We start from the raw sequence: 12,890 nt of genomic DNA on the forward strand, positions 1-12,890 counted from the left end.
ACTATCATACTTCATACATTTTGCCATCTTGCTTCATTATATAAATGATGAACTCTTTTCATAACCACTGCGATGCATACGGATAGGGACAGGTGGAATCGGCCAGTTTCGCACGCACTTGTACAAGGCAACCGCAGTGCCGGCATGTTGTTCCATATTGCAGATCAGGACAGCCCAAGCAGATCGCAAGGCGACGCTCATACTCCTCATCCTCTACCGTAGTGCGTGAGCGCGAAGCGATCTCCACCAGACGGGCCATTTTGGCATCACTGATATGAATATCATACTGGCTGTCACACCCTTTACAGGGCTCTTTTCTTCCCTCATGGGATTGCTGTTGGTATTGGTAATTGCTCGGCTTCATACCTCACCCCTGAACAGCGACCAGACCAACGGAAGCCGGAGGCAATACAAAACGCAATGTATTATTCTCCAAAACAAGCCCTTCCCAAGCTACAAGTTTCACCTGGTCCGGCTGTTCAAACGTATTAAATGCCCCAAAGTCCGTGTTATGGAGCAACTGCCCCGATACGCTTGCCGCTTGACCTGCCTCCAGTTGCACAACTACTTCAAGCTCATCCGTATGACTGAGATTACATCCTGTCACATGAATAACGCCATCTTTGTTCCGTGATGCAGACAGGCTAAGTTGCGGAATCGTCTCCTCACCAAATGTATACCCCGGGCTCTCATAACTGAGATCCAGACGCTTTGCATCCATATGGACCTGATACATATCGAACACATGGTACGTCGGCGTCAGAAGCATTTCATCCCCTTCAGTAAATACAAGCGATTGAAGTACATTAACGATCTGAGCCAGATTCGCCATATGCACCCGTTTGTTATGTTGATTGAAGATGTTCAGGTTCACCGCTGCAAGCACTGCATCCCGCATCGTATTCTGCTGGTAGAGAAAACCCGGATTCGTTCCTGGTTCAACGTTGTACCATGTTCCCCACTCATCTACGATAATACCTACCCGGCCTTCCGGATCATATTTGTCCATGATCTCGGAGTGCTTCACAAGCAATTCATCCATAAACAGCGTTTTCTTCAATGTAGTGAACCATTCAGCCTCTCCAAAACCGGTAGCATTCCCTTTGTCTTCCCATACGCCTGTCGGAATCGTGTAATAATGAAGGCTGATGCCATCCATGAAACGGGCCGCTTCTCTCATCAGCACTTCCATCCACTCATAGTTGCTGTCGTTCGGTCCACAAGCAATTTTGTAAATCTTATTTTCTGAATAATTACGTACATATGTAGCGTAACGACGATATTCATCCGCATAATACTCTGGACGCATGTTGCCACCGCAGCCCCAGTTCTCATTGCCGACGCCAAAATACTTGAGCTTCCACGGTTCTTCCCGGCCGTTCTGCTTCCGCCAGTTCGCCATAGGAGACTCACCGTCAAACGTAATGTACTCTACCCACTCCTGCATTTCCTGCACGGTTCCACTGCCTAGGTTGCCGCTGATATAAGGTTCTGCCCCCAGCAGTTCACACAGCCTCATGAATTCATGTGTACCAAAATGGTTATTCTCTTCCACGCCACCCCAGTGGGTATTAATCATGCGTGCACGCTCGCTTTTGGGCCCTACACCATCCTTCCAGTGATATTCGTCAGCAAAACAACCACCTGGCCAGCGAAGCACAGGAATGTTCAGCTTCTGAAGTGCCGCAAGTACATCGTTTCGAATACCTTCCGTATTTGGAATAGGTGAATCTTCACCTACCCAGAGGCCTTCATAAATACAACGTCCCAAATGCTCGGAAAAGTGACCATATATATTGCGATTTATTAATCCTTTATCTGAATCAGCCTTTAAAATAACATTAACCATTATTCCAACCCCCTTGAAGTATGTTGTCACCGCTTACAATAACCTGTTTCGAGACAGGTTTCAACCCTTTTATTTCCTATACAAAAAGCCCTTTTCCATGTTTATTTTCAGGAAAAGGGCATATTTGATATCATATCTCTCCAATCCAATCAAAATTTCATATAGACATCTTTGATTTGAATTAGCTAATACATAAATTCATTTTAAAACTTGTTAATCCTGTTCTGAGTGAAATAAAATTTTTGCCGACCAGGTTATTCCACCGTCCGTTGTCTCATAGACGGCAGGCCTGTTCTTACTTGTGACAACGAACCAGCCGATCTTGGTTGTAGGGAACGAGATACGGGCACGATAACCTGCCATTTTCAGATCAATGTTTTTCCACGTGGAACCTCCATCAAAGGAACGCCCAATTCCAACCTTGTCTGTCGCTGGCGATCCAGCAGAGAGATATGCAGTCTGGTTACCGATCAGTGCCATGTTGCCTGGATGTCCACCGGGATTAGCCGGGCCGCTTCCTTTCCCTTCTTGACTGGCACCGGGTGCCGGCCCTGCGCCTGCTGTCGATTGAGCGAAAACCTGCCTCCAGCTCTCTCCTTGATCACCACTTGCGTACAAAGAGTAAGATTGCTGGGACATGCCCGCATCTCCATATAGGATAGCCCATACCTGTGATCCATTTTCATATAGGTCTGCTCCGTTCCATGTACCGGATTTCACCTGAAGAGCTGTATTCCAGCTCTTTCCTCCATTACTTGTCTTCTCGATCTTATAGCCTGTCCCGGGTACAACTACAACAGCATACCCCAGCTTATCTGTATTAAATGTAGCGGCTCTGGTGTTGGCTGGCGTATTCATTTTACTCCACGTTACACCGCCATTGGTCGTTCGATATGCACCGTTATAGCTGTATCCGTAGCCGTTATTTTTATCGCTGAAATCAATCCGCTTGAACGGCGGAACACCTGGAGTACTCAGTCTCTTCCAGTGTGAACCCCCATCGTCCGTACGAATGAGATACGTTAGTGAGGAGCCCTTCACGCCCGCCAGTGCATATCCTGTAACGTTATTTGGGAAGTTTAATTGTTCGAACTGCCACTGTCCCGTGTATATGGATTGCCAAGTACAGCCTGCATTCGAAGTTCCAATCAAGAACCCTTTACCTGCCGCCCGTCCTGTAGTTTGATTCAGAAAATCGATATCCGTGAATTGTAGCTGCTGTCCTTCCACGCCACTGCCCTTTTTCAAATCTGATGTCAGTCCATGATCTCCTGTGCCGCATGTTGCGGTTAAAGGTGCTGCGCTGGCATCAGGTGATGTATGCGCCTGCCCCATTCCCCATAATAGTGTAAGCACTAGAGTGATCACACTTGCTCGTTTCCATGTCTTGGTGTTCTTTGTTGTCTTGATTCTCATCAGTAACACCTCCTTCTATCGTTTTACCCCAAATCACGCTTCATATCGTAACAATTCTGGTGAACGAAGATGACAATTTTGCAAGAAAAAAAACACCTTTACCCATGATGGAGTTCATCTGGTTAAAAGTGGTGTGCAATACGTTATGTAACCCGGTTTATTCATTAACCCGAGTTTTTTTATTTTTGGATAAACGATCCCAACATACACATACGTCTATTATACGATAGAGTAACAGGAACGTATGTGCTATAATTAGAAGTATGGGCTCATGATTGAGTGTGGATGTTTTCTGATCACGGCGTTGCTGTCCGAGAGGGGGTGACGTCGATGGTCAAACTTGTGGCGTTGCTTGATGTAATCCGGTGGATTGCTGCGATCCTCAGCATTGTGCTGAGTGGACGAAAGCTGTATCGTTGGTTACGCAAAAAGCTTCAGAGCAAGCGAAAACCCACCTCATAAGGTTGAACGCCTGACGGTGGGTTTTGCTTGAATAGCATTATTTAATTCTTGCACGCCGTGGCAATCCACAGCCTTTCAGGTCCTAAGAGTCATTATCGCGCCAACGATAATGACTCTTTATTTAGTATATGGTCGAACCCGCACACCCTATACTTCACGACTGTAATATATTGATTAATATATTACTAAACTCTTATGTGTCCAGTATAACATAGCCCGAAACATAAGTTAAGTTAACTTAACTTAACTTTCAACCTAGCATAATTCATTTTTATCGGCCACTATCCTGCTATAAAAACAAAAACTCGCCTGCACAGATGTTCACATCTGCACAGACGAGGATTTCATACTCGCTTTATACGTTTAGGTGTATTCAGCATTGCAAAAATATTTACTTCACGAATCCAAGCAGCATTTCACGAATCAACTTGGCCGCTACGATCTGTGTCTGTTGTGTCGGATCATAGATCGGTGCTACTTCCACCAAGTCACAGCCCACGACATTCACATCCGATCCAGCGATCATGTGAACTGCTTCAAGCAGTTCTTTGGATGTGATTCCACCAGCTTCTGCTGTTCCAGTTCCTGGTGCAGCAGACGGATCAAGCACGTCAATGTCGATCGTTACATAGACTGGACGGTTGCCCATTTTCGGAAGAGCTTCCTTCATTGGAGCCGCTACTTCAAACGGATAGAAGTTAATGTTGTCACGGCCATACTGGAACTCTTCACGGGAGCCCGAACGGATACCGAACTGATAAATATTTTGACCGCCCATCAGTTCAGCAGCTTTACGCACAGGTGTGGAGTGAGACAGGGGCTCGCCTTCATAGTTTTCGCGAAGGTCTGCATGTGCATCAATGTGGATCAGGATCAGATCCGGATATTTCTTGTACATCTGTTGAATCACGGGCCAAGTCACGAGGTGCTCGCCGCCCAAGCCAATCGGGAACTTGTCATCTGCCAGCAGACTACCGATGTACTCATGGATAACCTCAAGACTGCGTCCTGCGTTACCGAAAGGGAGCAACAAATCTCCCGCATCGAAATAGGTTATGTCCACGATACTTTTATCCAGATACGGGCTGTACTCTTCAAGTCCAACCGATGCCTGACGGATATGAGCCGGGCCGAAACGCGAACCCGGGCGGAAGCTGACCGTGTAGTCCATCGGCATACCGTAGATGACCGCTTTGGAGTTTTCATAATCTTCAGAGCTGCAAATAAATACGTTTCCTGAATAAGCTTGATCCAGTTTCATTTTTCATTTCCCCTTTATTTCGTTAAATCTTCCACGAATTTTGGAAGTACAAATGCCGCTTTGTGCAGACGCGGAGAATAATACTTCGTATCCATCTCCGGAATTTGAGTCTCGTCCACCTTAAGTGGATCATGCCTTTTGCTGCCCATGGTAAATGTCCATAGACCACTCGGGTAGGTTGGAATATTACAGCCGTACACATGTACGATCGGGAAGATTTCTTTGACGTCTTTGTTCACCTTCTGGATTAGATCCGCCTTAAACCAAGGGTTGTCCGTCTGGGCGACGAAGATTCCGTCTTCTTTGAGTGCTTCATAGATCCCCTGATAGAAACCGCGCTCGAAGAGCGGAGCAGCCGGGCCTACAGGTTCTGTTGAGTCTACGATAATAACATCGTACTCATCTTTATGTTCAATAATATGCATGTAACCATCGTTAACGAGCACTTCAACGTTCGGCTCATCGAGCTTGCCGGCGATTTCAGGTAAATACATTTTGGAATATTCGATCACTTTACCGTCAATTTCGACGAGAACTGCTTTTTCTACAGCCGCATGTTTGATGACTTCACGGATTACACCGCCGTCACCACCGCCAACCACCAACACTTTTTTCGGATTAGGATGAGTGTTCAAGGCCGGATGTGCAGCCATTTCATGATATACAAACTCGTCCTTAACCGTCGTCATCACCATGCCGTCCAATACTAGCATATTGCCGAATTCTTCGGTTTCAACCATTGCGAGGTCCTGAAAATCCGTTTGCTCCGTGACGTAGGTCTGCTTAATCTTTGCGGTAATGCCGAACACAGGGGTCTGCTTTTCTGTAAACCACAATTCCATGATCGCTACCTTCTTTCCGTAAAAGTAATGAGTGATCATTTTAAAATGCATAATCACTGGTCTGTTCGTCTACACAAGCTTTAGTATGTTGTGCCGAACCCTACCTTTTCATTACCCTTTTGCATTATACGCGATAGACGATTCAACTGTAAAACGGTTTTCAAGCCGAAATTGACTTATAATTTATCCACTTCACAGACGAATTGAATATCCCGGTTATTCCCTTCCCATACTGGAAAGAAAAGAGAGGAGCCCGTTCCATGAACAAGCCAAGCGTCAAGACCCGCAAACGCGGGTTCCGTGTATTCCAATTTATCAAATATCTATCCATACTTATGGCGCTCGGCCTTATTGCCACGGTTGCCATTTTGGTATATCTATACGCAACCAGCCTGCCCCTCGCCGACTCCGATCGCAATTCCAGACTGCTCGACAGTCAGGGTGAAGTCATTGCCACCTTCTCCGCTGGCGGCAAGGATTCGATTCCCGTTCAACTGCAGGATATTACCCCTGATTTGGTGAACGCTACGTTAGCCGTAGAGGATCGCAAATTCAGGCAGCATTTCGGATTCGACATTCAGGGCATGGGCCGAGCAGTCCTTGTCAACATCCAGCACATGCGAATGTCTCAGGGAGCCAGTACGTTAACACAGCAGCTGGCACGTAACCTCTACCTATCCCATGAGAAAACCTGGACACGAAAAGCCAAGGAAGCGATGTACACCGCACAGCTAGAGATGAAGTACAGCAAAGATGAAATTTTGCAGATGTACTTAAATGAAATCTATTATGGTCACGGTGCCTATGGCATTGAGGCAGCTGCGCAGATGTATTTTGGCAAATCCGCAAAGAAACTTGATCTGGCCGAGAGCGCTATGCTTGCGGGTATTCCGAAGGGACCGACCTATTATTCCCCCTACAATCATATGAAAAATGCCAAAGATCGACAGAAGATTGTGCTGAAAGCTATGATCGAAACGGGTAAAATTACGCAAAAACAAGCGGACTCTGCCTACGAAGAAATGCTGGATTTCAAACCCGAGGGCGAGCGCAAGACGGTGGAGAACGCACCGTATTTCCGCGACTACATTCGAAGTCTTGCAGTGAAGGAGCTTGGCATCAGCGAAGCGATGCTGGATCACGGCGGGCTGAATATCTACACAACACTGGATTTACGTGTGCAGAAGGCTGCGGAGATGGCAGTTACCAAAGGAATGGATGCGAAAAGCGAGCTTGAGACGGCACTCGTGTCCATTGACCCGCGCACCGGTTACATTAAAGCGATGGTTGGTGGCAAAAATTATCGTACCAACCAGATCAACCATGTGCTGACAACCACACGCCAGCCGGGATCAGCCTTTAAGCCGATTATGTATCTCGCTGCTCTCGAATCGAAGCAGCTTACCAGTGCATCTATTTTCAACAGCCAGCCTACCCTGTTCCATTACGATAATGACCGCAAAACTTACAAACCCGGCAACTTCGGCGATAAATATTTAGGTGAAATTGATCTTCGCCAAGCCATCGCTGCATCTGATAACATCTATGCGGTCAACACGATTATGAAGATCAGTCCGGAACAAGTCGTAACCATGGCTCAAAAGCTCGGTATCACAAGCAAGCTGAGTCCTGTGCCTTCTCTTGCATTAGGCACTTCACCTGTCAGTCCACTGGAGATGGCCTCCGCCTTCTCCGTTATTGCTGCAGGAGGACAACGGACACCACCCGTAGCTATTTTACAAGTGACGGATGCGGCAGGGCGTGTGTTGTACGAATCTCCGCAGACCAAGGCAGACACCGTGGTGGAACCGGCAGCAGCCTACGTACTGACACGTCTGATGGAGAGTGTTTTTGAGAACGGAGGCACAGGCAATCGGGTATCTGCCACGATCAAACGTCCGGTGGCTGGCAAAACAGGAACAACCAATACGGATGCCTGGTTAGTTGGGTTTACCCCAGAGCTGTCTACCGCTGTATGGGTGGGCTATGATCAGGGCAAAGCGATCTCGACGTCCGATGGCCGCCGCGCAGCCCCGATCTTTGCTCAGTTTACAGAACAAGCCCTTGCAAGTGTACCACCCAAAATCTTCTCTGTACCTGATCAGGTCGTGAGCGTCTACATTAACCCGGAGACCGGAAAACTTGCAGGTAACGGCTGTGAAGAGAAGCGGCTGGAAGTATTCATCCAAGGAACCGAACCCACTGAAGTCTGCCGTGGTGAGGCAGAGAAACCGGATGGTACGCAGGATGAAAAGGAACGTTCGGCAGAGAATCAAAAGGGTATTCAGGAGCAGAAACATTCCTGGTGGAGTGATTTCAAACGCTGGTGGGTAGAGTGACGCATATCCGTAATGACTTGATTGCGTCATGAAGATCTCTGATTTAACAGCCTCCATTAATTACATGGAGGATTCATAAATATACAGATGACTGTATGAAGCCTGCGCTACATCTTCATCACAGAAATAAAGCAAGCCCCGAAACCGGATATTCCGGTTCGGGGCTTCTTGCTTTTGTTCTATTTTTATCCTCAGGCAAGCGCCTCTTTCAATTCATCCGGTGAAGCATTCCACCATTCTTCATTATGAGAGATCAGAAGTGTCTTCAGCGCCGCTTTGTCTTCCGGTCCCAGCTCATCCAGCATAAATCGGCGTTTCATCGCATAATCCATCCGGTTGACGTGATCCGCGAGCAGCTTCCACCCCCGTTTGGCTTCCGTGTCAATCCACATCTCACATGCCGTTGCCCCGCCATACAACTGTCCTTGCTCTGTTCGATCCACAGCAACCCATACCAGCCATACCTGACGTCCATTCGGAACGTCTTCACGATTCGTTGAAAATTTAATGCCTCGTTCCACTTTACTCTTCGCGTGCATGGCACCGATGTCGATCTTCGCTTCGCCCTGGTCAATGATGACAGGAGAAAGATTGTTCAGATCAATGGAACCTGCACCAAAGCCTTTATGTTTGCTCTTTGCACTCACGATATTCAAGGCAATCTGTTTCTTGCCGTTTTGCTCATTTTGGTCCATGTTCATAGCCTCCAAGAGTTGATACAAATATTTTAACTAATAATTGGCCCAATGCAAACATATACATGCTGTAGATGCTTGTCAACGGGAGGTATTTAACGATGATTCCACGACGCGCCAAGAGCTGGCTCATCATATCCCTGGCCTTATGCCTGTTTGCCGGAGGGGTATGGATCACACTCGGTTACAATCGCTCCATTTCATCTGAGTTACCCGTACTCGCTCCAGAATCGGGCAAGCCTCCAGCCAAAACCGGAGCGCCCGCTCCCCCGGAAAGTGTACAGTCTCCTACAGCCGAGGTATACAGCAAACGTGTGGTTGAATACCACATGGATGTGAAGCTGAACGAGGGGAACAAACTGCAAGGCACACAGACCATAACCTGGACTCATCCGGGCAAGAAAACGGTGAACGAACTTTATTTTCATATGTACCCTAATGCATTCTCCTCTGCGGATACTACATTTATGAAAGAATCGGGCGGTAAGCTTCGCGGCGATGTCATGCCCACAGATGGTTATGGCTCCATGAAATTTACTGACATGCAGACGGAGGATGGGCTCTCTCTTTTACACCGGATGCAGTATGTACAGCCGGATGACGGGAACATCAAAGACAAAACGCTGATCAAGGTTCGTCTGCCCAAACCCGTCAAGGGCGGTGAAAGCATCACAATTCGCACAACGTTCGAAGTGAGTTTACCTAAAATTTTCGCAAGGATGGGCAAAACGGATGATTTTGTCATGGCAGGCCAGTGGTTCCCTAAACTCAGTGCTTACGAGCCTGTTGGGAGACGGGGCCGTACCTTGGAAGGCTGGAACCTGCATCAGTATCACGGAAACTCCGAGTTCTATGCCGACTTCGGTATCTACAGTGTGCGTATCCGAGTACCCGAAACATACAAGGTGGCAGCAACCGGATTCCCAACGCAGCAAGCGGCCTTGAAGAATGGTGAGAAAGTGTATCAATTTTATGCCGATGATGTACATGATTTCGCTTGGGCAGCCTCACCTGATTTTGTGTATGCGGAGGAACCCTTCTCTGCTCCCAACGTGCCCGGTGTACGCATTAAACTCTACCTTGATCCGGCACATCAGGATCTGAAGGAGCGGTATCTCTTTGCTGCCAAAGCCGCATTAACGAATTACAGCAAGTGGTTTGGTCCCTATCCTTATGCCACCTTATCTATCGTGGTCCCTCCAAAAGCCGCAAACGGGGCCGGAGGCATGGAGTACCCAACTCTCATTACAGCCTTTGGGGCCGATGACACAACGCCGGGTTACGATCTGGAACGCACCGTTGTACACGAAATTGGACATCAATACTTCTACGGCATGGTTGCGAGCAATGAGTTTGAGGAGGCCTGGCTCGATGAAGGGTTCACCTCCTATGCAGAAGATAAACTGATGGAACAGGAATACGGATTGATTCCGAATCTACCGGTACAATCGGGTCTGATCACATCTCCGGCTCCTCTAACACAGCCCTCGTGGAAGTTTGACTCACAGAATCAATATGCTTCCAACGTGTACACAAGGGGCAAACTGGTGCTACTCGGCATTGAACAGCAAGTCGGAGCGAAGACTATGGAACGAATCCTTTCGACGTATGTAAAAAAATATCGTTTTAAACATCCCGCAACGGGTGATTTTCAAAAGGTGGTTGAGCAAGTCACCCGCACCTCCTGGGCGGATTACTTTGACCAATATGTCTACCGGAACGGCATGGCCGATTTTGCTGTAGAGAAGATCAACGTTTCTTCTATAGAGAAGGACGGCAAAAAAATGTACGAGTCCTCTGTCACCATCGTCAAAAAAGGCAGTGACTTTCCCAAGGTTCCTGTTCGGATAACGTTTGAGGACGGACATACCGTAACCAAACACTGGGATGGCCGCGAGGAGCGGGTCACCTATAAACTGACATATACATCTCCTGTCACCTGGGCCATGACGGACCCTTTGTATGACATCGTGCTCGAAAATCGCCATATGAACAATTTCCTGAGAACCGGACTGGACGAGCAAGTCAAATCCCGCTGGAACATGAGTGCTACGAAACTAATTGAAGCCATATTCGGAGGTCTGTCATGGTGAGGTGGAGACAGTGAAAGCAAAAATTCGTGAAGGCTGGTTTCTCGTCCGTCAGCATATGTTTATTGCCGCGCTCTTGTTTATCTATCAATTAACTTGGGGTTATTTTATCTACCGGTTGGTTCAATCGGCTGTCGTTCCTCTATTATTACGTTATCCAACGGATGATGCCGGAGAGCTAAGCACGCTTTTATTCAAAATGGAAAGCCAGCTCGGCCTGTCTGGTCCGGAGGTCCAGCGCTATCTGTGGATTCTGGGCGGCATGTTATTCCTTCGCTTGCTGATCAGTCCACTTATTCAGGCTGGGTTGCTCTACTCCCTGCAACATTATCAATCTACAGAAGAACGCATTCCTTTTATTCGGGGCATCAAAACGTTATGGAAATCCATGCTATTGCTACACACTATGCGTACCTTTCTCATATTCTTGCCTGCGTACTGGCTTCTGCCCAAATTGTATTCTACAATAATGGACGGTTTTCATTCTCTTCATTTATTACTTCCCGGCGTTCCATATATAGCAGGCTGGATTATTTATGGCTGGATCGTACATCATGCAGTGCTCTACATGCAGTTTGGTATTTCTGACCCGGAAGCAGAAGGGCGAATCCACGGGACGCTCAAGGGACTGTGGATTGCTGTGCGCCGCATCTTCGCTGTTATCGGTGTTGCGCTGGTGTTGGGAGTTGTCCATTTGTTGGTCTTCGGCGCATTCACTTCCGCCTCCTGGTTCTTGACAGGACTATCCGGATTAATCCTGCAACAAACCTATCCGCTTGCCCGAAGCCTACTCAGTATGTGGAAAGTATGTAGTCATTTCCGTTTATGGCAGTCCACATCCACCAGACATGAAAATCATATACGTTGAACTAAAATGTTACACACAATCTGAGATCGCTTTCAAAAATAAAAAAATGTTACCATCTCATGTTAAACATTTCATTCGTTATTACGTATAAATACGCAAACCTCGACCTTTCCCCGTCAAAGGTCGAGGTTTTTTTTGTTAATTTTACTGCTAAACGTTGCCAAAGTACTAAGCCTCTGGTACAATAAGCGCAGTGAGTTTTTAGTAACAACTTTGTAATCTTTAAATCCTTATTTGTAACAACTTTAAATTAAATCCTTAAAATTAAATTTTCTTTTTCCTTTTTCAGGTGCATAACTAGCATAGCCAAATTCCTGGCACCTGGGAAGCGGGGGAACCAGTTATGGGTGAATTGATCTTGAAACAGAGGGATCATAGGGGACCTTCAACCGAATCCTTAAGCTAACCTCGCAGGCGTTGGAAGGGGTATATCACTTGTTTAAGAAGAAACTGACCGCAGCAGTACTTAGCCTTACATTTGCATTATCACTTGGAGCAGGCAGCGCATTTGCAGATTCTAAGATGGATAAAGTAATTGATTCAGCAATGGGAACTACATACAAAAGCGGAGGAACAACGCTTGACGGTTTTGACTGCTCCGGATTCACACGGTATGTATTCGACAAATTAGGTATTGATTTGGCTCGTCAATCCAGCTCCCAATACGACATGGGTGATTCCGTATCCCGCATGGAAATGAGACCTGGAGATCTGGTGTTCTTCAACACAACAGGTAAAGGCATATCACACGTAGGCATTTTTGTAGGAAGTGGCAAGTTTGCACATTCTTCTTCTTCCAAAGGTGTAACGATCAGCTCTTTGAGCGAGAACTACTGGGCTAACCGCTACGTTGGCGCTAAACGGATCATGAGCACGGACGATTATGAGTCACTGGCCCTTGACTAGGTACAAGCTGTAATCAACATGATGTTGGAACCATGTAACTATACTGTAACGAAATACGAAGGAAGTATAAACAGAACCGCCCGGTGCATTCTCCGCAGGAATGTATCCGGCGGTTTTTTTATGCTTTCTGACTCTGTGTGGTTTATGATGTTACAGTCATGG

11 protein-coding genes and 1 riboswitch are annotated in these 12,890 nt (G+C 47.0%); of the genes, 5 read left to right on the forward strand and 6 right to left on the reverse strand.

The annotated features are described in order from the left end of the window. Positions 1 to 58: 58 nt before the first annotated feature. The 3 genes from Q9R46_RS28100 to Q9R46_RS28110 form a co-directional block, all read right to left on the reverse strand. Entirely contained in the window at positions 59 to 364 is a 306-nt protein-coding gene (locus Q9R46_RS28100; RefSeq protein WP_311282564.1) for a DUF6171 family protein, read from the reverse strand. 3 nt (positions 365 to 367) lie between these two features. Further along, the gene (locus tag Q9R46_RS28105) at positions 368 to 1,849 is read right to left on the reverse strand and encodes an alpha-N-arabinofuranosidase (protein WP_311282565.1); all 1,482 of its coding nucleotides are present in this window, start codon (positions 1,847 to 1,849) and stop codon (positions 368 to 370) included. Positions 1,850 to 2,062: 213 nt separating this feature from the next. After that, entirely contained in the window at positions 2,063 to 3,265 is a 1,203-nt protein-coding gene (locus Q9R46_RS28110; protein ID WP_311282566.1) for a WD40/YVTN/BNR-like repeat-containing protein, read from the reverse strand. 330 nt (positions 3,266 to 3,595) lie between these two features. Here Q9R46_RS28110 and Q9R46_RS28115 point away from each other — a divergent pair, with 330 nt between their 5' ends. Continuing rightward, complete coding sequence (locus Q9R46_RS28115; protein WP_311282567.1) at positions 3,596 to 3,727, forward strand: hypothetical protein; 132 nt, start codon at positions 3,596 to 3,598, stop codon at positions 3,725 to 3,727. A gap of 391 nt (positions 3,728 to 4,118) precedes the next feature. On the opposite strand, the gene speB is transcribed toward Q9R46_RS28115, so the two are convergent. Both speB and speE read right to left on the reverse strand, forming a co-directional pair. Further along, complete coding sequence (gene speB / locus Q9R46_RS28120) at positions 4,119 to 4,988, reverse strand: agmatinase (RefSeq protein ID WP_311282568.1); 870 nt, start codon at positions 4,986 to 4,988, stop codon at positions 4,119 to 4,121. A gap of 14 nt (positions 4,989 to 5,002) precedes the next feature. Then, the gene (speE, locus tag Q9R46_RS28125; RefSeq protein WP_311282569.1) at positions 5,003 to 5,830 is read right to left on the reverse strand and encodes a polyamine aminopropyltransferase; all 828 of its coding nucleotides are present in this window, start codon (positions 5,828 to 5,830) and stop codon (positions 5,003 to 5,005) included. A 260-nt stretch (positions 5,831 to 6,090) separates the two neighbouring features. On the opposite strand from speE, the gene Q9R46_RS28130 reads away from it, so the two are divergent. Continuing rightward, complete coding sequence (locus Q9R46_RS28130) at positions 6,091 to 8,169, forward strand: transglycosylase domain-containing protein (RefSeq protein ID WP_311282570.1); 2,079 nt, start codon at positions 6,091 to 6,093, stop codon at positions 8,167 to 8,169. A gap of 191 nt (positions 8,170 to 8,360) precedes the next feature. Here the strand turns inward: Q9R46_RS28130 and Q9R46_RS28135 are convergent, their stop codons facing one another. After that, positions 8,361 to 8,864 carry a YwhD family protein gene (locus Q9R46_RS28135; RefSeq protein WP_145336550.1) on the reverse strand — a complete coding sequence of 168 codons (504 nt, stop codon included), beginning with the start codon at positions 8,862 to 8,864 and terminating at the stop codon, positions 8,361 to 8,363. A 101-nt stretch (positions 8,865 to 8,965) separates the two neighbouring features. Between Q9R46_RS28135 and Q9R46_RS28140 the strand changes: the two genes are divergently transcribed. The 3 genes from Q9R46_RS28140 (at position 8,966) to Q9R46_RS28150 (ending at position 12,728) form a co-directional block, all read left to right on the forward strand. After that, complete coding sequence (locus tag Q9R46_RS28140; RefSeq protein WP_145336552.1) at positions 8,966 to 10,957, forward strand: M1 family metallopeptidase; 1,992 nt, start codon at positions 8,966 to 8,968, stop codon at positions 10,955 to 10,957. Positions 10,958 to 10,967: 10 nt separating this feature from the next. Next, a complete protein-coding gene (locus tag Q9R46_RS28145) occupies positions 10,968 to 11,822 on the forward strand; it encodes a hypothetical protein (protein ID WP_311282572.1) in 855 nt (284 codons plus the stop codon). A gap of 294 nt (positions 11,823 to 12,116) precedes the next feature. After that, positions 12,117 to 12,254, forward strand: a riboswitch (cyclic di-AMP (ydaO/yuaA leader). Between the two features lie 3 nt (positions 12,255 to 12,257). Beyond that, on the forward strand, positions 12,258 to 12,728 hold the full coding sequence (locus Q9R46_RS28150) for a C40 family peptidase (protein WP_090924879.1): 471 nt from the start codon (positions 12,258 to 12,260) through the stop codon (positions 12,726 to 12,728). Positions 12,729 to 12,890: the final 162 nt, after the last annotated feature.

The sequence above is a fragment of the Paenibacillus sp. RRE4 genome (assembly GCF_031844205.1).
Lineage (GTDB): Bacteria > Bacillota > Bacilli > Paenibacillales > Paenibacillaceae > Paenibacillus > Paenibacillus xylanexedens_B.

Excerpts from the sequence above, each read along its gene's own strand:
- Q9R46_RS28100 (WP_311282564.1), bottom strand. The coding sequence starts at position 364 with ATGAAGCCGAGCAATTACCAATACCAACAGCAATCCCATGAGGGAAGA.
- Q9R46_RS28105 (WP_311282565.1), bottom strand. The coding sequence starts at position 1,849 with ATGGTTAATGTTATTTTAAAGGCTGATTCAGATAAAGGATTAATAAAT.
- Q9R46_RS28110 (WP_311282566.1), bottom strand. The coding sequence starts at position 3,265 with ATGAGAATCAAGACAACAAAGAACACCAAGACATGGAAACGAGCAAGT.
- Q9R46_RS28115 (WP_311282567.1), top strand. The coding sequence starts at position 3,596 with ATGGTCAAACTTGTGGCGTTGCTTGATGTAATCCGGTGGATTGCTGCG.
- speB (WP_311282568.1), bottom strand. The coding sequence starts at position 4,988 with ATGAAACTGGATCAAGCTTATTCAGGAAACGTATTTATTTGCAGCTCT.
- speE (WP_311282569.1), bottom strand. The coding sequence starts at position 5,830 with ATGGAATTGTGGTTTACAGAAAAGCAGACCCCTGTGTTCGGCATTACC.
- Q9R46_RS28130 (WP_311282570.1), top strand. The coding sequence starts at position 6,091 with ATGAACAAGCCAAGCGTCAAGACCCGCAAACGCGGGTTCCGTGTATTC.
- Q9R46_RS28135 (WP_145336550.1), bottom strand. The coding sequence starts at position 8,864 with ATGGACCAAAATGAGCAAAACGGCAAGAAACAGATTGCCTTGAATATC.
- Q9R46_RS28140 (WP_145336552.1), top strand. The coding sequence starts at position 8,966 with ATGATTCCACGACGCGCCAAGAGCTGGCTCATCATATCCCTGGCCTTA.